Below are 21931 nucleotides of genomic sequence, written 5' to 3'. Positions count from 1 at the left end.
GCGGATGGGCGGCGCTCAGGCCGGATCGCGTTCGGACCAGACCGCCAGTTCGTTGCCACCGGGCTCGACGAACTGGAAGCGGCTGCCACCGGGGAAAGAGAACACCGGGCGCACGATCTCTCCACCGGCATCGCGCACGGCCGCCTCGACCGGCGCCAACTCCTCGGCGTACAGCACCGGCAGCGGCGCTCCCGCGTCACTGGCCCGCTGTGGCTGGCCACGGAAGAAGCCGCCCTGCAGGCGCCCATCGTCGAAGGCGGTGTAGTCGCTGCCGTAGTCGACGAACGACCAGCCGAACACCTTCTCGAAGAAGGCACGGCTGGCGGCCGGGTCGCTGGAGGCGAATTCAACGTAGTCGATGCGGCGCTCGCGGCTCATGGCAAGGTCCCTGTCGGCAGATTCGGTCACGGCAGGCGCGCCAGCAGTTCGCGGGCGTGAGCCTGGCTGTGCAGGTCACCATCTTCGGCCACTTCCTGCAACAGCGTGCGCGCAGTCTGCGCGTCACCCAGGTCGAGGTAGGCGATGGCCAGCTCCAGGCGTTCCTGGCCGGCACGCGGCGACCAGCCTGCATCGCTGGCCGGCGCCGCGCTGTCGTGCTGGTGTTCGGCTTCGACCGCGCCATGCAACGCTTCGGCAGAATGCGCGTCGTCATGCGGCTCCGCCGGCAGGTCGAATACGCCACGGAACTGGGGTTGCTGTTCGGCGTGCAGGGCGTAATCCGGCACCTCCACGTCAGCGGCGGCCTCCGGCGCGGCGTGCGCCCGCGGCACATCGCCATCGTTCACCTCCGGCTCGTCCCAGCGCGGCAGGTCGGCCACCGCATCGGGCAGCGCCACCACCTCGTCCTCAGGCAGCGTCTGCGCCGGCCAATCCGCCGGTGCCGCCTCATCGGCGACGGCGGCGTCCTGCGTCCCGGGTTCGCTCGCCCAGCCCGGCATCGCCGGTTCCTGGCGGCCACCGTCAGCCGGCACCGACGCCCAGGACGCCTGTTCGGCCAGCGTATCCAGTGCGGCGCCGGCCGGCACCGCCGCGGTCAGGGCACTTGCGTCACCTTCCTCGCGCAGCGGCGGCAATGGCGACGGCTTGCGACGGCGCAGCAGCCATGCGGCAGCGGCGGCCAGCAACAGCACCGGCAGGCCCAGCCAGTACCACGGCGTCGCTGCATCGCGCGTACCCGGGGCCTGTGCCAGGCGCTGTTGTGCCGCCGCCAGATCGTTGTCCTTCATCGCAATCAGCGATTGCTGCTGTTCCTTCAGCTTTTCCAGTTCGGCCACGCGCTGTTTGAGCTCGCCGATCTCGGCGTCGCGGGTAGCGATGTCTTCACGCGCCTGGCGCAGTTGTTCGTTGCCCAGCATGTCACCCTCGCTGCCGGCAGCGGTGCCGGTGGTTGTGCCCGCGCGCGCGGCGTCGGACGCCAATGCCGGAGCGATTTCAAGACGTGCGCCGTTGGCCGCAGCCGCGGCGGAATCGGTCGTGGCGGCCGCTTTCGCAACCGGCGCGACCGTGCCTGCGGGCTGCGGCACGGTGCGGGCTTGGCGCCACTGCGCCGCGTGCTCGCGCACCAGCGCGGCGGCTTCGCTGGCATCGACCGCAGCCAACGCATCGTTGCCGGGCAGGCGCAGCACCGCGCCCTGCTTGAGCAGGTTCACGTTGCCACGGATGAAGGCCTCGGGATTGGCTCGCAGCAACGCGATCATCGCGCGATCGCGGCTGACCTGGTTGCCGGCAGCGACCGGGCCGGCGATCTGCGACAAGGTCTGGCCGCGCTGCACGGTGATGCTGCCTTCGGCCGGGGCTGCCGCAACGGCAGGTCGTGCCGCACGCGGTCGTGCCGGCGCCGGTGCGGTCGCAGGCGCGCTGGCCGGCGCGGCGGCCGGCGCAGATGCTGTCTCGCGGGCAATGACGTTGGACAGGGTGCCGGCCGGCGCGACGATTTCCGGTTCCGCCACGGCCAGAGCGCTGGCAGGCGCATCGACCAGGGCCGAGTACTCGCGTACCAGCCGGCCCTGGCCCCAGTCGGCCTCGATCAGGAAACTCAGCGACGGTGTCTCCACTGGTGCCTGCGAAGTCACCCGTACCACCGCCCGGCCCTGTGCATTGCGGGTCAGTTCGAACTGCAGTTCGCCGACCAGTCCGGCTGGCCGCTGCAGACCGACGCGCTCGAAGGTGGCCGGCGACGCCAGCGCCACGCGCAGGTTCTCCAGTTCGGAGGGATCGGCCGAGACCACCGGGATTTCCGCCAGCAGCGGCTGGCCCGGCTTGGACAGGACACGGATGTCGCCCAACCCAAGGGCGAGCGCCGAACTGCTTGCCAGGGCCAGCAGTGCAGCGGAAAGATAGCTGAGCGGGCGCTTTGCGCCCCGGGCCCGTTTATTCATGGGCGACACTATAAAGCGTGCGGACCAAGGTCCGCACCCACCGATGGATGACCTTCGGCAATGCCGGCCAGCGGCCGGCACTACCGGTCAGGCAACCGCGGTGATCAGCGCTGTTCGGCGGCGACCAGCTCGGCCAGCTGCACGGCGTTCAAGGCTGCACCCTTGCGCACGTTGTCCGACACGATCCACAGGTTCAGACCGCGCGGGTGCGACAGGTCCTCGCGGATACGGCCGACGTACACCGCATCGGTGCCCGAGGCGTGGGTGACCGGAGTCGGGTAGCCACCGGCTTCGTGGCGATCCACCACTTCGATGCCCGGCGACTGCTCCAGCAGCGCACGCGCTTCGGCCACGGTGACCTTGTCACGGGTCTCGATCGCCACCGACTCGGAATGGCCGTAGAACACCGGCACGCGCACCGCGGTCGGGTTTACCAGGATGCTGTCGTCGCCGAGGATCTTGCGGGTCTCCCAGACCAGCTTCATCTCTTCCTTGGTGAAGCCGTTGTCCTGGAAGTCGTCGATGTGCGGGATCAGGTTGAAGGCGATCTGCACCGGGAAGCGCTGCGGATCGATCTCCTGGAAGCTCAGCAGCTGGCCGGTCTGCTTGCCCAGCTCCTCCAGCGCCGAACGGCCACCGCCGGACACCGACTGGTAGGTGGAGACATTGATGCGCTCGATGCCGTACTTGCGGTGCAGCGGCGCCAGCGCGACCAGCATCTGCATGGTCGAGCAGTTCGGGTTGGCGATGATGCCGCGCGGGCGGTTGCCGACCTGGTCCGGGTTGACCTCGGACACCACCAGCGGCACGTCATCGTCGTAACGGAAGGCCGAAGAGTTGTCGATCACCACCGCACCGGCAGCGGCGAACTTCGGCGCGAATTCCTTGGACACGCTGCCGCCGGCCGAGAACAGGGCGATCTCAACACCGCTCGGATCGAACGTGGCCAGGTCCTGGATCTTGATCTTCTGGCCTTCGTACTCGACCTCGCCACCGGCCGAGCGCTCGGAGGCGAGCAGGCTCAGGGTGCCGACGGGGAAGCCGCGCTCGGCCAGGATGGACAGCATGGTCTCGCCGACCGCACCGGTGGCGCCGACGATGGCGACGTGGAAGCTGCGTTGTGCATTGCTCATGGGGGAACTCTCACGAAAAACGGGAAGGGGAAAACTCACGCACGACAGCTGGGTTCGGGGAACCTCCTCGGACGGGGCGCGTGGAGGTTCCCTATCGTTTTCCGCTTTTTTTACCCAGCACGGCACGCGCGGCCAGGGCCGCGTCGGCATTGATCGCGCTCGGCATGGCGGTCGGGCTGCCCGACAGGCCCAGGCCTGCCAGCAGGTTGTCCACGGCCAGCTGCACCATGGCCGTGCGCGTGCCCAGCGAGGCACTGCCGATATGCGGGGTCAGCACCACGTTGCGCAGCGCCAGCAGTTCCGGGCGCACCTTCGGCTCACCCTCGTAGACATCCAGGCCGGCGGCCGCCAGACGGCCGTCGGCCAGGGCATCGACCAGGGCCAGTTCGTCGACGATCCCGCCGCGGGCGATGTTCACCAGCGTGGCCGAAGGCTTCATTCTCGCCAGCGCAGCCGCATCGATGATGTGGTGCGAGGCCGGGGTGTACGGCAGCACGGTGACCAGGTGGTCGGACTGCGCCAGCAGCGTGTCCAGATCGACGTAGGTCGCGCCCAGTGCAGCTTCGGTGTCGGCCGCCAGGCGCGAACGGTTGTTGTACAGCACCTTCATGCCGAACCCGTGCGCGCCGCGGCGGGCAATCCCCTGGCCGATGCGGCCCATGCCGAGGATGCCCAGCGTGCTGCCATGGATATCGGCGCCGAGCATGGTCTGGAACGACCACTGCCCCCACTTGCCCTCGCGCAGCCAGCGCTCGGATTCGGTGATGCGACGCGCGGTGGCCATCAGCAGGGCAAAGCCCATGTCGGCCGTGGTTTCCGTCAGCACATCGGGGGTGTTGCTGGCCAGGATGCCGGCCGCGTTGAGCGCGTCCACGTCCAGGTTGTTGTAGCCCACGCCGACGTTGGCGATCACCTGCAGCTGCGCGGCATCGGCCACCTGGGCCGCGCCGATACGCTCGTTGAGGGTGATGATCGCGCCGTCGGCACTGGCCAGTTGTTCGGCGATCTGCGCGGGCGTCCAGGCGGTAACGGTGCCGGTGGTGCGCAGCCGCACGCGATCGCGCAACGGCGCGATGGCCGCGTCGATCAGCGGCTGGCTCACCCACACCGTCGGCCGCGTGTCAGCCATCGATCTGCCCGGGAATGCGCGGCGTGATCGTGCCGACGTCACCGCACTGCGCGCGATGGCGCAGCGCCTGGTCCATCAGCACCATCGCCACCATCGCCTCGGCGATAGGGGTGGCGCGGATGCCGACACACGGATCGTGGCGACCGGTGGTGACCACCTCGACCACGTTGCCGGCCGTATCCAGCGACGGGCCCGGCAGGCGCAGGCTGGAGGTCGGCTTCAGCACGATCGACGCCACCACCGGCTGGCCGGTGGAAATGCCACCGAGGATGCCGCCGGCATGGTTGCTGGCGAAACCCTGCGGGGTCAGCAGGTCACGGTGTTGGGTGCCCTTCTGCGCGGCGCTGGCAAAACCGTCGCCGATCTCCACGCCCTTCACCGCGTTGATGCTCATCAGCGCGGCGGCCAGGTCGCCGTCCAGCTTGCCGTAGATCGGCTCGCCCCAGCCCGGCGGCACGTTGTCGGCCACCACGTCCACGCGCGCACCGACCGAATCACCGGACTTGCGCAGCGCATCCATGTACGCCTCCAGCTGCGGCACCTGTTCGGCGTGCGGCCAGAAGAACGGGTTGTCTTCCACCGCCGACCAGTCGAAACCGGCCGGACGGATTTCGCCCAGCTGCGACAGGTAGCCGCGTACGGTCACGCCGAAGCGCTCGGCCAGCCACTTCTTGGCGACCACGCCGGCGGCCACGCGCATGGTGGTCTCGCGCGCCGAGGAACGTCCGCCACCGCGCGGGTCGCGGATGCCGTACTTGTGCCAGTAGCTGTAGTCGGCATGGCCCGGGCGGAACTGCTGGCCGATGTTGGCGTAGTCCTTGCTGCGCTGGTCGGTGTTGCGGATCAGCAGCGCGATCGGGGTGCCGGTGGTCAGGCCCTCGTACACGCCGGACAGGATCTCGACCTCGTCGGCCTCGCGACGTGCCGAGGTGTGCCGGCTCTTGCCGGTAGCGCGGCGCTGCAGGTCATGGGCGAATTCGGCCGCGTCCAGCGCCAGCCCCGGCGGGCACCCATCGATCACGCAGCCGATGGCCGGCCCGTGCGACTCGCCGAACGTGGTGACGGTGAACAGCTTGCCGAACGAATTGGAGCTCACGGGCGCTGCGCCGCCAGTTCGGTGATGCGGGCGCTGTGAGCGATCAGTTCGCGGCATTCGACCGCGAAGATGCCCATCTGCCCAACCTTGAATTCGATCCAGGCGAAATCGACTTCCGGCAGCAGCTTGATCAGGTGCTGTTCGGACTCGCCCACTTCGCAGATCAGCAGGCCGTCTTCGCTCAGGTGCAGCGGTGCATCGCGCAGGATCTTCAGCACCAGGTCCAGCCCGTCGTCGCCGGCGCGCAGGCCCATTTCCGGCTCGTAGGAGTACTCCTGCGGCAGGGCATCGGTCTCGTCGTTGGTGACGTACGGCGGATTGGTGACGATCAGGTCGTAGTGGCGGCCGGTCAGGCCGTTGAACAGGTCCGACTTGAGCAGGGTGACGTTGTGCGCCTGCAGGCGCTCCTTGTTCTCTTCGGCCAGCGACAGCGCATCGTCGCTCAGGTCGACACCGTCCACTTCCCAGTTCGGGTAGTAGTGACCCATGGCGATGGCGATGCAGCCCGAACCGGTGCACAGGTCCAGCGCACGGCGCACGTCGCGGCCGGCCAGCCACGGCTCGAAGCCGCACTCGATCAGCTCGGCGATCGGCGAGCGCGGCACCAGGGCGCGCGCGTCGCTCTTGAAGCTCAGGCCGGCGAACCAGGCCTCGCCGGTCAGGTAGGCGGCCGGAATGCGCTCGTCGATGCGGCGCTGGAACAGCTCCAGCACGCGCAGCTTCTCGGCCTGCAGCAGGCGCGCCTGGCCATAGGCCGGGCCCAGGTCGTGCGGCAGGTGCAGGCTGTGCAGCACCAGCTGGGTGGCCTCATCCAGTGCGTTGTCGTAGCTGTGCCCGAAGGTCAGCCCGGCTTCATTGAAACGGCTGGTGCCGTAGCGGATCAGATCGATGATCGTGTGGAGTTCGGCGGCCGTTTCAGCGGTCATGGCGGTACTGCGGGCAAAGTGGCCCCCGATTATAGGGGCTGGCGCCGGTGGCGGCATCCGTTGCGGCGGAAACGATCCGGTCGCAGCCGGTATGATGGAGCCCACTTCGCGCGGGAGCCCTCATGTTCAATCGCAACGCCGGCATCATCCTGCTGATCGCCCTGGCCGCAGGCCTCGGCCTGCTGGCCGCGCAGCGGGTGTTCGCGCCGAAGCCGCCGGCCAACGCCCCGGCCACCGAAGCAGTCACGCTGTACCCGCAGCCGCGCGTGCTGCCCGACTTCAACCTGGCCCAGTCCGATGGCACCCGCCTGATCCCGGGCGAACTGAAGGGCCACTGGACCCTGGTGTTCCTCGGCTTCACCTTCTGCCCGGATGTCTGCCCGACCACCCTGGCCGAGCTGGCCGGCGCGCAGAACCAGTGGGAAGCCCTGCCTGACACGCTGCGCCCGCGCGTGCTGTTCATCTCGGTCGACCCGGACCGCGACAGCGCGACCCGCCTGGGCGAGTACGTGCACGGCTTCCACAAGGACACCCTGGCCGCCACCGCCGACATTCCTTCGCTGGAGCGCTTCGCCACTTCGCTGGGCTTCGTGTTCCAGAAAGTGCCGGGCAAGCACTTCGACGAGAACCCAGAGGATTACACCGTCGAGCACTCGGCGAGCCTGGCCGTGCTCGACCCGCAGGGCCGCCTTGCCGGCCTGGTGCGGCCCCCGTTCAACGCGCCGGCCATTGCCCGCGACCTGCAGAAGCTGACCGAGAAAACCGCCCCATGAGCCTCACCACCGCCCTGACGTATGCCCTGCCCCACCGCCTGCTGTCCTCGATGGCGCGTTCGCTGGCGTACTCGGACGATCCGCGCGTGTCGCGCTGGCTGATCGACACCGTCACCCGCAAGTTCAACGTCAACCTGGACGAAGCGGCCAACCCGGACCCGCGCAGCTACCCGACCTTCAACCAGTTCTTCACCCGCGCCCTGAAGCCGGGCGCGCGCGTGGCCGATGCCGATCCGCGCAGCCTGGTGATGCCGGCCGACGGCCGCATCAGCCAGCTGGGGAGGATCGAGGCCGGCCGCATTTTCCAGGCCAAGGGCCAGTCCTTCACCGCCGCCGAGCTGCTGGGCAGCGACGAGGACGCCAAGCCGTACAACGACGGCCTGTACGCCACGGTGTACCTGTCCCCGCGTGACTACCACCGCGTGCACATGCCGTGGACCGGCACCCTGCGCGAGACGGTGCACGTGCCCGGCCGCCTGTTCAGCGTCGGCCCGGCTGCAGTGAACGGCGTGCCGCGCCTGTTCGCCCGCAACGAACGCCTGGTCTGCCATTTCGATACCAGCTTCGGCCCGATGGTCAGCGTCATGGTCGGTGCGCTGCTGGTGTCAGGCGTGGAAACGGTGTGGAGCGGGGAGGAAATCCCGGCCTATGGCGACCGCATCACCCGCAAGGACTACCGTGGCCAGGGCATCCAGCTGGAGCGCTTCGCCGAGATGGCGCGCTTCAACTATGGCTCGACCGTCATCGTGCTGCTGCCGCCGGGCGTGGCTGACTTCGCCCCGCAGCTGGGCGCCGAATGCCCGGTGCAGCTGGGGCAGGCACTGGCCAGGCTGCGCTGACCACAGATCCACGCCATGCATGGACGAATTCGACGGAGTGCCGACCAGCGCCCGGCACTACCGGGTTCGTAGCGTCGAGCTCGCTCGACTGCCGGCAAAGACAGCCGCGCGTGGGCTCGGATCTACCGCCAGAAGCGCGTTATTGCAGGGCCGGGGCCGGGCCAACGTCCATGCCGTCGTAGTCTTCCACGCCCTTTTCCGCGGCCAGCGCGGCCAATTCCTGGTTACGGCGATCCAGCGAGGCTTCGTCGTGGATCTCCACGCGCTCCACGTGCAGCACGTGGAACGGCGCGTCGCCCTCTTCCGGCTCCTGCTCGAACAGTTCAACGAAGCTGTAGCCCTGCCGCTGCAGGTACTCGCCCAGCGCCTGCAGCGGTTCGGCGCTGGAGTGGACGAAGAAGTATCCCCACAGCAACGGGCCCTTGATGTCCCAGTCGGTGTTCTCGCGGAGATTGGCGAACAGATTGCGGGTGTCTTCGAGGTCCATGCGGGCTCCAGAGGTCGTGGGGATTACTTGTCGCAGCCCTGCAGCTTCAGCGTCTGGCCGTGGCGCAGGCTGTAGGCCGGGGCCTTCAGGCCATTGGCGCGGGCCAGGGTCGGCACGTCGCACTGGAACTTGGCAGCGATTGCGCCCAGCGTCTCGCCCTTGCCCACCTTGTGGTTGCGCACCGGCTTCGGGCGTGCGGCCGGGGCCGCGCGCGGCGTCGCCACCGAGGCCACCGGCGCGGTCGGTACGCTGGTGGACGCGGCGGCATCGGCCACCGGCACCACGCCGCCGACGGCCACGCTGCCGGTGTAGCTGGCGACGGCCGGACGCTTGATCGCCGCGTTCAGATCGGCGGTGATCAGGGTACGGGCCAGGTCGGCGCGCGGGCCGCTGACGCAGTTGCGCTGGTACAGGCCGGCGATCCGGGTGGTGGCATTGATCAGCGTGCCGGCCGGAATCCAGCCATCGGCTTCATAACGCGGGTTGAGGTTGCGCAGCGCGCGCATGTAGCCATCGCGGGTACCGTGGCTGCCCAGGCAGATGGTCAGTTCGTAGATGGTGGTGGACTTGGCCAGGCGCAGCGTGGCGGGCTGCGCGCTGATCTTCGGGAACTCGACGCCGTACTGCTGCGGGTGCAGGAAGATCCAGGCCGCCGCGATCACCATCGGCACGTAGTCCTTGGTCTCGCCGGGGAACTGGTTGTAGACGCTGTCGGTCCAGAAGCTCTGGCCGGCGCTCTGCTTGAACACGCGTGCGGCGCGGCCTTCGCCACCGTTGTAGGCGGCCACCGACATTTCCACGTTGTTGTTCAGTTCGCGCAGGCGCTCATTGAGGTAGCTGGCGCTGGCTTCGGCGGCACTGCGCGCATCAAAGCGTGTATCGAAGCCGGTACCGTCCGGGCCCAGGCCGAAACGGCGGCCGGTGGCCGGCATGAACTGCATCAGGCCAGCGGCGCCGGCACGCGAGGAGGCATGCACGCGGCCGTTGGATTCCTTGGCCATGATGCCGAACAGCAGCGCCTCGGGAAGACCGCGCTTTTCCCATTCCGGCCACATCACCGCACGCAGGTTCTGGTAGTTCTCGTAGCTGGTCAGCAGCGCCGGACGCATGTCGGTCAGCCAGCGGCGGATGCCGGCCTGCACCGCCGGGTTGTACTCGACCATGCTGTCGAAGGCGTGCCGCTTGTCGTTCAGCAGCGCGGCTGCGCGGGCCGCTTCGGGCACGTCGGCAGTGAGCGGGCCGATATGGTCGGGGTCGGCTTCCAGGCGGTCACCGCCCTCGTCGGCGATGCCATCGCTGGCGGCGGCATCGGCATCGTGCTTGAGCAGGCGCTTGTAGCTGGCCAGCAGGGTTCCCATCTGGCAGCCCTTCTGCTTCACGCAGTCGTTGAGCACATCTTCCATGTCCTCCAGCGCCGCGTCGGCCTCGTTGCTGCCTTTCGGATCGGAATTGGCGACCAGCAGCAGGGCGTCGCCATAGCGCTTCTCGGCAGCGGTCATGCGCTGCTGCAGCGCATCCACCTTCACCTTGTCCCGGGCCGAAACCCGCTGCGCATGGGCGTCGGGCGCCAAGGAAACCAGGCCGGCCAGGGCCAGCAGCGGCCAACCGCGGGAAATCAGGACAGGAACGGGCATTGATGGCACTGTGTATAAAACAGGCAAGCAGAGTAGCGGCGCCGCCAAGGTCCGGGCAAGCAGACCTTCGGACCGTCACCGTCGGCGGTTAACATTGGGCTATTCATCACAAGGGCTGGACCATGGATCCGATTCTGCTCGGCAAAGGCATCACTGACGACATTGCGGTCACCCTGCTGCCGAAACTCGGCAATCGTCACGGCTTGGTGGCCGGCGCCACCGGTACGGGCAAAACGGTGACCCTGATGACCCTGGCCGAAGGCTTTTCGCGGCTGGGCGTGCCGGTGTTCCTGGCCGACGTGAAGGGCGATGTGGCCGGCCTGGCCGTCCCCGGCACCGGCGCCGAGAACCTGCTGCAGCGCGCCGCCGAGATCGGCGTGGCCGACTATGCGCCGGCGGCCAGCCCGACCATTTTCTGGGACCTGTACGGCAAGCTCGGCCACCCGGTGCGCACCACAGTCAGCGAGATGGGCCCGACCCTGCTGTCGCGCATCCTCGAACTGAACGATACCCAGGCCGGTGTGCTCGACATCGTGTTCAAGCTGGCCGACGACCGTGGCCTGCTGCTGCTGGACATGGACGACCTGCGCGCCCTGCTCGGCCTGGTCGCCGAGGAGCGCAAGGACATTTCCACCGAATACGGGCTGGTCAGCGCGCAGTCGATCGCCGCGATCCAGCGCTCGGTGCTGCGCCTGGCACAGGACGGCGGCGAGAACTTCTTCGGTGAACCGGCACTGGAACTGGCCGACATCATGCGGGTCAATCACGATGGCCGCGGCATGATCGGCATCCTCGCCGCCGACCAGCTGGTGCTCAAGCCCAAGCTGTATTCCACCTTCCTGCTGTGGCTGCTTTCGGAACTGTTTGAACAGCTGCCGGAAGTGGGCGACCTGGACAAGCCGAAGCTGGTCTTCATCTTCGACGAGGCCCACCTGCTGTTCGACGACGCGCCTGCGTCGCTGGTGCAGCGCATCGAGCAGGTGGTGCGGCTGATCCGCTCCAAGGGCGTGGGCGTGTACTTCTGCTCGCAATTCCCCGATGACGTGCCGGGCAACATCCTTGGCCAGCTCGGCAATCGCGTGCAGCATGCACTGCGTGCATTCACCCCGCGCGACCAGAAGGCAGTGAAGACCGCCGCCGAAACCTTCGTGCCGAACCCGAAGCTCGACGTGGCCAAGGTGCTCAGCCAGCTCGGCACCGGCGAGGCGCTGGTCTCCACCCTGCAGGACAAGGGCGTCCCGATGCCGGTGCAGCAGACGATGATCGCGCCGCCGCGGTGCCGGATGGGACCGATCACCGAGGCCGAACGCGCACAGGTGCGCGCCGGCAGCCCGGTCGGCAGCCGCTACGACACCGCGATCAACCGCGAATCGGCCGCCGAACTGCTGGCCCAGCGCGCGCAGAAGAGCGTCGAGCAGGCACAGACGCCCGCCGCCCGCAGCCGCGAGCAGGACGAGGCGCAGGAAGGCGGTTTCGGCCAGGCGATCAAGGATGCGATCTTCGGCACCAAGCGCCGCCAGGGCATGATCGAGACCATGGCCAAGCAGACCACGCGCACCGTCGGCACCAAGCTGGGCAACCAGATCGTGCGCGGCATCTTGGGTGGCATCTTCGGCGGCAAGCGCTGAGATCACTTCGTGGGGCCAGAGCCCTTCCAGCTGGAAGGGCCCAGACCCCATCGTTCCCCTGAAAAGAAGTCCTACCGCATGTCCCGTTGGCGCCCTCCCGCAGAAAAAAGCACCGCCCTGATCACCGCCTCCGGGCACGCGCGCCTGAAGGCCGAGCTGGATGAACTCTGGCGCGTGCGCCGCCCAGAAGTGGTCAAGGCGCTGGCCGCCGCTGCCGCGGAAGGTGATCGTTCCGAAAACGCCGAATACACCTATCGCAAGAAGCAGCTGGGCGAGATCGACCGCCGCGTGCGCTACCTGACCAAGCGGCTGGAATCGCTGCGCGTGGTCGACACCACGCCGACCGATCCGCAGGCGGTGTTCTTCGGTGCGTGGGTGGAGCTGGAGAACCTCGACAGCGGTGACACCAGCCGCTACCGCATCGTCGGCCCGGACGAAACCGATGCCGGACTGGGCTGGATCAGCATCGACTCGCCACTGGCGCGGGCGCTGCTGAAGAAGCGCCTGGATGACGAGTTCTCGGTGGACTTGCCCGGCGGGCAGTTCACCTTCGCGGTGATCGGTGTGGAATACGAGCGGATGTAGAGTCGACTGTCAGTCGACTACCGCGCGAAGCGCGGCGCAAACCTCCGCAGCCAGACGGCAAACGCGCCGCGATCCCCATCGCGGTTGATGACTCACCGAAGCCATCTATCAGGCGTTCATGACATCGGTACGAAGAGCAGTCGACTGACAGTCGACTCTACAGGGCCACGGGCAGCGGTGGCGGGTACTTGCGCCCGGCACGCAGCGGGCGGAAGTAGTCGGTGTTGGCGTAGAAGCTGGCATCCTGACGTTCATGCCAGCCCGGAATACCCGCCAGCGGCAGCGGTCGCAGCTGCAACGGATCGGTCAGCGCCCGGCCCTCGCTGATGGCGGCAACGACCCCGGCGATACAGGCATCTTCATCATCGCCCGGCACCACCACGCACTTGCCGACCAGCAGACGACCGGGCAGCAGCGCCTGCTCCATCAGCGCATGACCGAACACCGCCGCGATGGCCACGGCACCGCTTCGCCAATGCGGGGGTTCAAACAGCGCTGGCCACGCGTGCGCATCCCATGCTGCCAGCACCGCTTCATCGCGCACACACACGATGACGCCGGTTTCATCGAACTGGGTCAGCGCCGCCTGTGCGCGATTGCGCTGGCCGGGCGGCATGGCATCGATATGCAGGCACTGCTGCACGTTGAGCGCCCGTTTCAACCGTGGATGCCGCGCCCACACCAGGGCATTGAACAGGTCATGCCAATTGTCGGCGCGGGTGGCGATACGCCCCTGCGCGATGCGTGCTTCGTAATGCAGACCGTCGGCCAGCAGCGCGGCGTCCTGTTCGACCAAGCACTTGCCGTGCAGCGCGAGCCGCGTGTCGAGCGCAGCAATGGACGGCCATGCCGCACCGTCCAACAGGTCACGGAAGTCCTGCAGGCCGGCGAACAGCGGGTGCGCGAACACCCGTGGATCGACCGCCGCGCGTGGCGGCGGCACGAAGCGCCGCGGACCGCCGCTGTCACCGGCGGCGGCCGTTGCGATCACAGCACCTTGAGATCGAACGCCGGGCGGCCCGCAGCCGCCAGCGCATCACCGTACAGATCGTGCTCGTCGCTCTCGGTGATTTCCACATCGACGAACTCGCCCACGCGCAAAGGCACCTGGTCGGCGTTCTGGATGTGCACCAGGCCGTCGATCTCCGGCGCATCGGCCTTGGAACGTGCCACCGCGATGTCACCCTCGATGGCATCGACCAGGCACTGCTGCACGGTGCCGATCTTGGCTTCCAGGCGCGCGGCGGAAATCTGCGCCTGCTTCTCCATGAAGCGGGCCAGGCGCTCCTGCTTCACTTCTTCCGGCACTGCATCGGGCAGGTCGTTGGCGGTGGCACCCTCGACTGGCGAATAGGCGAACGCGCCCACGCGATCCAGCTGCGCCTCGTCCAGGAACGACAGCAGTTCTTCGAACTCGGCCTCGGTCTCTCCCGGGAAGCCGACGATGAAGGTCGAACGCACGGTGATGTCCGGCGCGATGCGGCGCCAGTTCTGCACGCGCTCCAGGGTCTTCTCGACCGCGCCGGGGCGCTTCATCAAGCGCAGGATGCGCGGGCTGGCGTGCTGGAACGGAATGTCCAGGTACGGCAGGATGCGGTTCTCCGCCATCAGCGGCACTACCTCGTCCACATGCGGGTACGGGTAGACGTAGTGCATGCGCACCCAGGCATCGAGCTCGGACAGGCCTTCGCACAGCGCCTTCAGGCGGGTCTGGTAGGCCTTGTTGCGCCACATCTTCTCGGCGTACTTCACGTCCACGCCGTAGGCCGAGGTGTCCTGCGACACCACCAGCAGCTCACGTACACCACCACGCACCAGGCGCTCGGCTTCACGCAGCACCTCATCGACCGGGCGAGACACCAGCTTGCCGCGCATCGACGGAATGATGCAGAAGCTGCACTTGTGGTTGCAGCCTTCGGAAATCTTCAGGTACGCGTAGTGGCGCGGGGTCAGCTTGATGCCGTAGTCAGGCACCAGGTCCACGAACGGATCGTGCTTGGGCGGTAGTGCTTCGTGCACCGCCTCCATCACGCTCTGGTAGTCCTGCGGGCCGGACACCGCCAGCACGTTCGGGTACGCCTCGCGGATCTGCTCCGGGCGCTTGCCCAGGCAGCCGGTGACGATGACCTTGCCGTTCTGGTTCATCGCCTCGCCAATCGCATCCAGCGACTCGGTCACCGCCGAATCGATGAAACCACAGGTGTTGACCACCACTACATCGGCCGAGTCGTAGGACGGCACGATGTCGTAGCCCTCGGAGCGGAGCTGGGTGAGGATGCGCTCGGAATCGACAAGGGCCTTCGGGCAGCCAAGGCTGACGAAGCCGACTTTGGGGTTCAGCTGGGACATGGAATCGCGGGACTCTGGGGGCCTGGGCCCCTGCCGGCATGGCAGGGGATCCTGGGGGCCGGGGCCTGAAAGGGCGCCAGTATACCGGGGTTGGTGGCCTCGCTCTGAATGGCCAGCCTGTGCGCCGACAGCCCTACACGTGCCGGCGCACCAACCAGCGCCCAGGCCACGTGTTGATCCCCTCCTGGGGAAGGGGCCGTCTCCGGCCCCTGGAACCTCAGGACCTGGACAACCGCTTGGCCGGGCTCAGCGCGAGCTCCAAACGGTTCGGCTCAACATCTGCTCCGGCTTTGTCGAGCGCGTACGGAGCACCCACGACCGGAATCTCCCATGCACAGATCTGGTCGCACACCAGCTGCTTATGCTGGCAGATCGGGTGATCAGCGCCATTGTTCGCAACGCACTCGGCCCAGACCCGCGAGCACGCAGTGCATCTGGGATAGGGATCTGCAGCCTTGGCAGACCCGGCCGCGACGAGAAGCGAAAGTCCCGCAATTGCCATCACAATCATGCTCTTCATCAATCACTCCATTAATTTGACGAAAAAACGCACGTGCGGCGCCAACTACGATGAGCCGCAGTGGTGCCATTCGATCTAACCACCAGAATCCGTTGGTGTCCAACAGCTCCCGGGACAGGATCGATGGAGTCGCCAGCCTGCAGCTCACCCGATCCGGCACATCCGGCGACATGACGCACACTGGTTCGCGCCGGATAATCCCGCTACAACTTCCGACACGAGGCAGCCCAGATGAATGAGTGGATCACCCTGGATACGCACCACGGCGCGGTACGGGCCTGGCAGGCACTCCCCGAAGGCACCCCGCGTGGCGGGCTGGTGGTCATCCAGGAGATCTTCGGCGCCAATCCACATATCCGTAGCGTGGCCGAGCGCTTCGCTGCCGAAGGCTATGCCGTGCTGGCGCCGTCGTTCTTCGACCTGGTCGACGGGCTCGAGGCCGCCCCGGATGCCCTGCCCTACGATGCCGATGGCGTGAAACAGGGGCTGGAGCGGGTCGGCGCACTGGGCATGGATCGCGCGCTGGAAGTGGTCCGCGCGGCGGCGACGCGCCTGGCGCCGTACGGCAAGGTCGGCACCGTCGGCTACTGCTGGGGCGGCACCGTGGCGATGCTGTCCGCGCTGCGGCTGGGCCTGCCCTCGGCCAGCTACTACGGCGCGCGCGATGTGCAGTTCCTCGATGAGGCGCCGAAGGCACCGGTAATCTTCCACTTCGGCGCCCAGGACAAGAGCATCCCGCCAGAGGCGGTGCAGGCCCACCGCGAGAAGCTGCCGCAGATGGCCACCTTCGTCTATCCGGCCGACCACGCCTTCAACCGGGAGGTCGGACATGCGTATGATCCAGACAGCGCCGCCCTGGCGCTGCAACGCACCCTGGACTTCTTCTCGGAGCATCTTGGATGAGCGATTTCGAACTCGATTCACGCCTGGCCACCGATAGCGTGCTGGTGGCGGAAGGACCGTTGTCGCAAGTGCGGCTGATGAACGACGAACGATTCCCTTGGCTGGTGCTGGTGCCGCGCCTGGCCGGGGTCACCGAGTGGATCGAGCTGGACGGCGAGCAGCAGGACAAGCTGCGCACCGAGCTCAACCGCGCCTGCAAGGCCCTGAAGGGCTCTGATGGAGTGGAGAAGATCAACATCGGCGCGCTGGGCAACATCGTGCGCCAGCTGCACTTCCACGTGATCGGACGCCACGACGGCGACCCGGCCTGGCCCGGGCCGGTCTGGGGCAGCGGCCCGGCGCACCGCTACGAGCCGGCGGCGCTGGACCAGCATGTCGCCTACTGGAAGGAACGGCTAGGATATCCAGCCCACTCCTGAGCCTTCGCCGACCCGATGCGATTCAACCTCGTTGCCGCCATCCTGCTGATCCTCATCGGCCTGTTCATGCTCGCCAGCAACCTCGGCTGGACGCACCTGAACCTGTCCAAGCTGCTGCTGACCTGGTGGCCGGTGGCACTGGTGGGTGTCGGCATCGCAATGCTGTTCGGCCGCGGCAAATAAGGAAGCGCCGGGCCATGCCCGGCGTTTTTGTCATGCGATGACGCGGGCGATCAGGTCCGCGGCAGGGTCACGCCGGTCTGGCCTTGGTACTTGCCGCCGCGGTCGCGGTACGAGGTCTCGCAGATGTCATCGGCCGCCGCCTGGAAGAACAGCATCTGCGCTACGCCTTCGTTGGCGTAGATCCGCGCCGGCAGCGGCGTGGTGTTGCTGAATTCCAGGGTGACGTGGCCTTCCCATTCCGGCTCCAGCGGCGTCACGTTGACGATGATGCCGCAGCGCGCGTAGGTGCTCTTGCCCAGGCACACCACCAGGGTGTCGCGCGGAATGCGGAAGTACTCGACGGTACGCGCCAGCGCGAAGCTGTTCGGCGGAATGATGCACTCGTCGCCGACGATATCCACGAAGCTGCCCGGGTCGAAATGCTTGGGATCGACGATGGTCGAGTTGATGTTGGTGAACACCTTGAATTCGCGCGAGCAGCGCACGTCGTAGCCATAGCTGGACGTGCCATAGCTGACGATGCGCTCACCGTTGGCCTGCTTGACCTGCCCTGCCTCGAACGGCTCGATCATGCCGTGCTGCTCGGACATGCGGCGGATCCAACGGTCACTCTTGATGCTCATGCTCTGTCCTGTTGAACGAGGGGGAACCGGGCTGCGCCCGAGGCGGCGATTCTACAGGCGGGCCGACTGTGCCGGCCATGTTTCTCCCTTTCGCCCGGGGAGCCGAGGGGCGCGTCGCCAACGCAACGGCGGGACAGAAAGGCCAGGTAACAAATGAGACCAGGAAAGTTAAAACGAATCACTTATCACAGCATTATGTCGATTTCAATCATCACGCCTACCGCGACATACATCGACATAAAAAATTTTTCCCTTTTTTTTCAATCATCTGCAAGCCGCGGGAAGCAGATCCCGGCGTATGAGCGCCAGGTGAACGTTGCACGAGAAAAAGTTCATCGTTACGGTTTCATTCATCCTGAACAATCCGTTCAGGCCGTCTTGAAAAACGTACCGCTACCCCTCTGCAACCGCAAAGGAACACGATGAATCTGAATTTCAATGGACGCGCCCTGAAGCGCACCGCTCTGGCCATGGTGCTGGGAGCCCTCGCCGGCGCCAGCTACGCCCAGAGCACCTCCGGCGATATCGTCGGTACGGCTTCGTCCGCCGACAAGATCCAAGTCAAGAGCCTGGCCTCCGGTGCGACGCGCGAAGCCACTGTTGGCAGCGATGGTAGATTCCGCCTTTCGCAGCTGCCGACCGGTACCTACGAGGTCATCAGCTACAGCGGCGGCAACCAGGTAGGCAGCACCCGCGTCAACGTCGTCGCCGGCCAGACCGCGACGGCCACCTTTGCCGCTGGCAGTGCTACGTCGCTGGATACGGTCAACGTCCGCGCGACCGGCGTCGCACCCATCGACCTGAGCAGCGTTGAAACGCGCACCACCTTCACCGCCGAGCAGCTCAACTCGCTGCCGGTCGGACGCGACGTGACCAGCGTCTCTCTGTTGACGCCCGGCACCGTCTCCTCCAGCGGCTACTTCGGCCCAGCATCGTTCGGTGGCGCGTCGGCGGCGGAGAACAGCTACTACGTCAACGGCTTCAACGTCACCAATCTCTACGACAGCCTGTCCTTCTCGGAGATCCCCTACCAGGCGATCGATCAGTTGGACGTGCAGACCGGTGGTTATGGCGCGAAGTACGGCTTCTCCACTGGTGGTGTGACCAGCGTCAACGTCAAGCGCGGCACCAACGAATGGAAGGGGGGCTTCTCGTGGACGGGCGCGCCGTCGTGGGGGCGTGATCACATCCCGAACTCGCATCGCAATGACGGCGAGATTTTCCGCGACTACAGCCAGTCGGACAGTTCTTCCAACGTCTACTCGGCCTGGGTCGGCGGTCCGCTGATCGAGGACAAGCTGTTCGTGTTCGCCATGGGCCAGTTCAGCAACTCGAAGAGTTCGGTCTACGGCGGGCGCTCCGAGTACACCGATGCTGCTACTGGCAGCACCTCATACGACTATCAGGTCAAGACGCCCTACTGGCTGTTGAAGGTCGACTGGTACCTCAACGAGAACAATCACCTGGAGTACACCGGGTTCGACAACGGCAACCGGTATACCTACGACTACTACAACAACGTCTATGACGTCGCTGCGGAACGCTCGAACCGGACCGGCTACAAGGGTCAGTTGATCGGCAAGCGCGGCGGCCAGACCGACATCTTCAAGTGGACCAGCTACCTCACCGATAACCTGACCGCCTCGCTGCAGTACGGCCAGATGCGCAACAAGGCGTCTGAATTCACCGTGGACCGCAATGGCGTTATGAGTTACTACGACGGTAATGTCCACTCCCCGGACGGCGCCTGCCCCTATGTCGTCTACAACGGCAACCCGATCGGTTGCTCGGTCGCCTCGTCAGTCGACATGCTGGGGGGCAAGAACGAGCGCAAGGGCGGCAAGCTGGACTTCGAATGGCAGCTGGGCGACCATCGGCTTGCGTTCGGCTACAGCGATGAAGAATGGAAGTCCACCCAGGGTACGGCTTACTCCTCAGGCGCCTACTGGGTCATCCGCCCGACCCGCGCCCGCCCGGACGCGTACCGGATCAACTACCGCACCGGCGGCAGTGTCAGCATCGATCAGAAGTCCTGGTACCTGCAGGACAACTGGCAGATCACCGACAACTTCATGCTCTACCTGGGCATCCGCAATGATTCGTTCAACAACAAGAACACCGATGGCGTGAGCTTCGTCAAGCAGGACGACATCTGGCAGCCGCGCCTCGGCTTCTCGTGGGATGTCACCGGCGATGGCCGCAGCAAGCTATTCGGCTCGCTGGGCCGGTACTCGCTGCCGGTCGCCGCCAACGTTTCCCTGCGCGCCGCCAGTCCGTCCTACTACACGGTCGACTACTACGACTATCTGGGCTCCTATGACCCGGTATCGGGCAAGCCGAATGTCGCCAGCACGCCCTACGACAGCCAGGTCTACAACGGCGAGAACGGCTCCACGCCTGACCCCAAGGCAGTCGCCAGCCGCGGCCTGAAGCCGTACACGCAGGATGAAGCCATCCTTGGCTACCAGTACCAGCTGTCCAGCGCCAACGACTTCTTCAACGACTGGACGGTCGGCATCAAGGCCACCTACCGCAAGATCCACAACGTCATCGACGATACCTGCGATTCCCGCGCCATCTACAACGCCGCCGTGGCCGCCGGTTACGACGTCTCGAGCTGGGACAGCGAATGGAGCGTTCCGGGCAGTCTGCCAGGCTGCTATCTGTTCAATCCGGGACAGGACCTGAACATTTCGCTGGACGTCAACGGCGACGGCACCCCGGAAGACATCCACGTGCCGGGCAACGTGCTCGGGCCGAAGGCCAAGCGCGCGTACAAGGCATTGACGCTGAGCGCGGACAAGCGCACCGATCGGTGGTACGCAAGCCTGTCCTACACCTGGTCCAAGCTCGATGGCAACTACGAGGGCCTGGTCAAGAGCGCCAATGGCCAGGACGATACCGGCACCACGTCGGACTTCGACTTCGCCGAAATCATGTACGGCGCCGATGGCTACCTGTTCAATGACCACCGTCATTCGATCAAGCTGTTCGGCTCGTACGACTTTACCCCGGAATGGCAGCTGGGCTTGAACATCCAGGCGCAATCCGGCTCCCCGATCAGCTGCTTCGGTGGTGGTTCCGGCACGTTCGACACCGAGTACGGCTACGGTGCAGCCTTCCATTACTGCAATGGCGAGGTGTCGCCGCAAGGCACTTCCGGCCGCACGCCGTGGACGCTGAACGTCAGCCCGAGCCTGACCTACCGTCCGAACTGGCTGTCGGGCCTGAGCATCCAGGCATCGGTGCTCAACGCCTTCAACAGCATCAAGCCGTTGCAGGTCTATGAAGTGACGCGCGACGAAGATTACGACCGTACCTACAACAACGTGGGCGTGGGCAAGTACTACACCACGCCGCGCTACGTCCGCTTCCAGGTCCAGTACGACTGGTAAGCAGCTTCCTCTCCAGGAACGTTCCAGATTGCCGCCGGCCTCGCGCCGGCGGCTTTTTTTGTTTTACGGCCCCCCTCAGAGCAGCGACGACAGGATCGGGATCGACGCCCGCGGGCGCTTGCCTACTTCCTCGATCAGGCGCTGCGCGGCATGGCGGTAGGCCTGCGCCGGCACCGAATCGGGCTGCGCCACGGTGATCGGGGTGCCGGCATCGCCCTGCTCGCGGATGCCGATCTGCAGCGGCAGCGACCCCAGCAGCGGCACGCCGTACTGCGCGGCCATGCGCTCGCCACCGCCCTCGCCGAACAGGTGCTCGACGTGCCCGCAATTGCTGCAGGTATGCACAGCCATGTTCTCGACGATGCCCAGCACCGGCACCTCGACCTTCTCGAACATCTTCAGCGCCTTCTTCGCATCCAGCGTGGCGATGTCCTGCGGCGTGGTGACGATCACCGCGCCGGCCAGCGGGATCTTCTGGGTCAGGGTCAGCTGGATGTCGCCGGTGCCCGGCGGCAGGTCGATCAGCAGGAAATCCAGGTCATCCCACAGCGTGTCGTTGAACAGCTGGGTCATCGCCGAGGTGGCCATCGGCCCGCGCCAGATCATCGGCGTGTCCTCTTCGATCAGATAGCCGATCGACATGGTGTCCACCCCGAACGCGCGCAGCGGCTCGATGCTCTTGTTGTCCGGGCTTTCCGGGCGACCGGACAGGCCCAGCATGGCCGGCACGCTGGGGCCATAGATGTCCGCATCGAGCACGCCGACGCGTGCGCCGAGCTGCTGCAGTGCCACCGCCAGGTTGACTGCCGTGGTCGATTTGCCGACGCCGCCCTTGCCCGAGCCGACCGCGATCACGTTGCGGATCCGGGCATGCGGCGTCAGTCCCTTCTGGACCTGGCTGGCATGGGGACGGCGGGGAGAACTGTTCACA

Annotated in this window: 21 protein-coding genes; 8 read left to right on the top strand and 13 right to left on the bottom strand. The window is 66.5% G+C overall.

What is annotated here, in order from left to right:
• Nucleotides 1-15 precede the first annotated feature (15 nt).
• The 6 genes from QZ853_RS12085 to prmB all read right to left on the bottom strand — a co-directional run bounded on the left by QZ853_RS12085 (nucleotide 16) and on the right by prmB (nucleotide 6662).
• A complete protein-coding gene (locus QZ853_RS12085; RefSeq protein WP_295573412.1) occupies nucleotides 16-378 on the bottom strand; it encodes a VOC family protein in 363 nt (120 codons plus the stop codon).
• Between the two features lie 26 nt (nucleotides 379-404).
• Entirely contained in the window at nucleotides 405-2378 is a 1974-nt protein-coding gene (locus QZ853_RS12080; RefSeq protein ID WP_295573410.1) for a FimV/HubP family polar landmark protein, read from the bottom strand.
• A 104-nt stretch (nucleotides 2379-2482) separates the two neighbouring features.
• Nucleotides 2483-3511 (bottom strand): aspartate-semialdehyde dehydrogenase, encoded by a 1029-nt coding sequence (locus QZ853_RS12075; RefSeq protein WP_295573408.1) that lies wholly within the window; start codon nucleotides 3509-3511, stop codon nucleotides 2483-2485.
• 91 nt (nucleotides 3512-3602) lie between these two features.
• Nucleotides 3603-4640, bottom strand: a complete 1038-nt coding sequence (locus QZ853_RS12070; RefSeq protein WP_295573406.1) for a D-glycerate dehydrogenase — start codon at nucleotides 4638-4640, stop codon at nucleotides 3603-3605.
• The gene (gene aroC / locus QZ853_RS12065) at nucleotides 4633-5736 is read right to left on the bottom strand and encodes a chorismate synthase (protein ID WP_295573404.1); all 1104 of its coding nucleotides are present in this window, start codon (nucleotides 5734-5736) and stop codon (nucleotides 4633-4635) included. The genes QZ853_RS12070 and aroC overlap by 8 nt, the downstream gene beginning before the upstream one ends.
• Complete coding sequence (prmB, locus tag QZ853_RS12060) at nucleotides 5733-6662, bottom strand: 50S ribosomal protein L3 N(5)-glutamine methyltransferase (protein ID WP_295573402.1); 930 nt, start codon at nucleotides 6660-6662, stop codon at nucleotides 5733-5735. The genes aroC and prmB overlap by 4 nt, the downstream gene beginning before the upstream one ends.
• Nucleotides 6663-6784: 122 nt before the next feature.
• Between prmB and QZ853_RS12055 the strand changes: the two genes are divergently transcribed.
• Together QZ853_RS12055 and asd are read left to right on the top strand one after the other, a co-directional pair.
• A complete protein-coding gene (locus QZ853_RS12055) occupies nucleotides 6785-7435 on the top strand; it encodes an SCO family protein (protein WP_295573400.1) in 651 nt (216 codons plus the stop codon).
• Nucleotides 7432-8274: an archaetidylserine decarboxylase gene (gene asd / locus QZ853_RS12050; protein ID WP_295573398.1), complete on the top strand. Its 843-nt coding sequence runs from the start codon at nucleotides 7432-7434 to the stop codon at nucleotides 8272-8274. Before QZ853_RS12055 ends, asd begins: the two co-directional genes overlap by 4 nt.
• 139 nt (nucleotides 8275-8413) lie before the next feature.
• Here asd and QZ853_RS12045 read toward each other — a convergent pair whose 3' ends face one another.
• Both QZ853_RS12045 and QZ853_RS12040 read right to left on the bottom strand, forming a co-directional pair.
• Nucleotides 8414-8761 carry a ribonuclease E inhibitor RraB gene (locus tag QZ853_RS12045; protein ID WP_295573396.1) on the bottom strand — a complete coding sequence of 116 codons (348 nt, stop codon included), beginning with the start codon at nucleotides 8759-8761 and terminating at the stop codon, nucleotides 8414-8416.
• A 23-nt stretch (nucleotides 8762-8784) separates the two neighbouring features.
• Nucleotides 8785-10395: a transglycosylase SLT domain-containing protein gene (locus QZ853_RS12040; RefSeq protein ID WP_295573394.1), complete on the bottom strand. Its 1611-nt coding sequence runs from the start codon at nucleotides 10393-10395 to the stop codon at nucleotides 8785-8787.
• Between the two features lie 122 nt (nucleotides 10396-10517).
• Between QZ853_RS12040 and QZ853_RS12035 the strand changes: the two genes are divergently transcribed.
• Both QZ853_RS12035 and greB read left to right on the top strand, forming a co-directional pair.
• Nucleotides 10518-12023: a helicase HerA-like domain-containing protein gene (locus QZ853_RS12035; RefSeq protein WP_345777902.1), complete on the top strand. Its 1506-nt coding sequence runs from the start codon at nucleotides 10518-10520 to the stop codon at nucleotides 12021-12023.
• 78 nt (nucleotides 12024-12101) lie between these two features.
• The gene (greB, locus tag QZ853_RS12030) at nucleotides 12102-12608 is read left to right on the top strand and encodes a transcription elongation factor GreB (RefSeq protein ID WP_295573393.1); all 507 of its coding nucleotides are present in this window, start codon (nucleotides 12102-12104) and stop codon (nucleotides 12606-12608) included.
• Between the two features lie 157 nt (nucleotides 12609-12765).
• Here the strand turns inward: greB and QZ853_RS12025 are convergent, their stop codons facing one another.
• The 3 genes from QZ853_RS12025 to QZ853_RS12015 all read right to left on the bottom strand — a co-directional run bounded on the left by QZ853_RS12025 (nucleotide 12766) and on the right by QZ853_RS12015 (nucleotide 15477).
• Entirely contained in the window at nucleotides 12766-13596 is an 831-nt protein-coding gene (locus tag QZ853_RS12025) for a DUF3025 domain-containing protein (RefSeq protein WP_295573507.1), read from the bottom strand.
• A complete protein-coding gene (gene rimO, locus QZ853_RS12020) occupies nucleotides 13596-14957 on the bottom strand; it encodes a 30S ribosomal protein S12 methylthiotransferase RimO (RefSeq protein WP_106548848.1) in 1362 nt (453 codons plus the stop codon). Before rimO ends, QZ853_RS12025 begins: the two co-directional genes overlap by 1 nt.
• A gap of 217 nt (nucleotides 14958-15174) precedes the next feature.
• Nucleotides 15175-15477 (bottom strand): hypothetical protein, encoded by a 303-nt coding sequence (locus QZ853_RS12015; RefSeq protein WP_295573391.1) that lies wholly within the window; start codon nucleotides 15475-15477, stop codon nucleotides 15175-15177.
• Nucleotides 15478-15708: 231 nt separating this feature from the next.
• Here QZ853_RS12015 and QZ853_RS12010 point away from each other — a divergent pair, with 231 nt between their 5' ends.
• From QZ853_RS12010 to QZ853_RS12000, 3 genes are read left to right on the top strand one after another with little or no spacing between them, the layout of a single operon-like run.
• Nucleotides 15709-16380 (top strand): dienelactone hydrolase family protein, encoded by a 672-nt coding sequence (locus QZ853_RS12010; protein ID WP_295573389.1) that lies wholly within the window; start codon nucleotides 15709-15711, stop codon nucleotides 16378-16380.
• The gene (locus tag QZ853_RS12005) at nucleotides 16377-16799 is read left to right on the top strand and encodes an HIT family protein (protein ID WP_049447711.1); all 423 of its coding nucleotides are present in this window, start codon (nucleotides 16377-16379) and stop codon (nucleotides 16797-16799) included. Before QZ853_RS12010 ends, QZ853_RS12005 begins: the two co-directional genes overlap by 4 nt.
• A 15-nt stretch (nucleotides 16800-16814) precedes the next feature.
• Nucleotides 16815-16982, top strand: coding sequence for a DUF5668 domain-containing protein (locus QZ853_RS12000; protein ID WP_005410498.1), 168 nt, complete (start codon nucleotides 16815-16817; stop codon nucleotides 16980-16982).
• A gap of 50 nt (nucleotides 16983-17032) precedes the next feature.
• On the opposite strand, the gene dcd is transcribed toward QZ853_RS12000, so the two are convergent.
• Nucleotides 17033-17605 (bottom strand): dCTP deaminase, encoded by a 573-nt coding sequence (gene dcd / locus QZ853_RS11995; protein ID WP_010483020.1) that lies wholly within the window; start codon nucleotides 17603-17605, stop codon nucleotides 17033-17035.
• A gap of 422 nt (nucleotides 17606-18027) precedes the next feature.
• On the opposite strand from dcd, the gene QZ853_RS11990 reads away from it, so the two are divergent.
• Nucleotides 18028-21000, top strand: a complete 2973-nt coding sequence (locus QZ853_RS11990; RefSeq protein WP_295573387.1) for a TonB-dependent receptor — start codon at nucleotides 18028-18030, stop codon at nucleotides 20998-21000.
• A gap of 75 nt (nucleotides 21001-21075) precedes the next feature.
• Here the strand turns inward: QZ853_RS11990 and apbC are convergent, their stop codons facing one another.
• The gene (apbC, locus tag QZ853_RS11985; RefSeq protein ID WP_033834539.1) at nucleotides 21076-21930 is read right to left on the bottom strand and encodes an iron-sulfur cluster carrier protein ApbC; all 855 of its coding nucleotides are present in this window, start codon (nucleotides 21928-21930) and stop codon (nucleotides 21076-21078) included.
• Nucleotide 21931: the final 1 nt, after the last annotated feature.

This window comes from uncultured Stenotrophomonas sp. (genome assembly GCF_913778665.1).
Taxonomy (GTDB): domain Bacteria; phylum Pseudomonadota; class Gammaproteobacteria; order Xanthomonadales; family Xanthomonadaceae; genus Stenotrophomonas.
The sequence above is the reverse complement of the archived record's forward strand: the minus strand, read 5'-3'. Positions and strand labels throughout refer to the sequence as shown.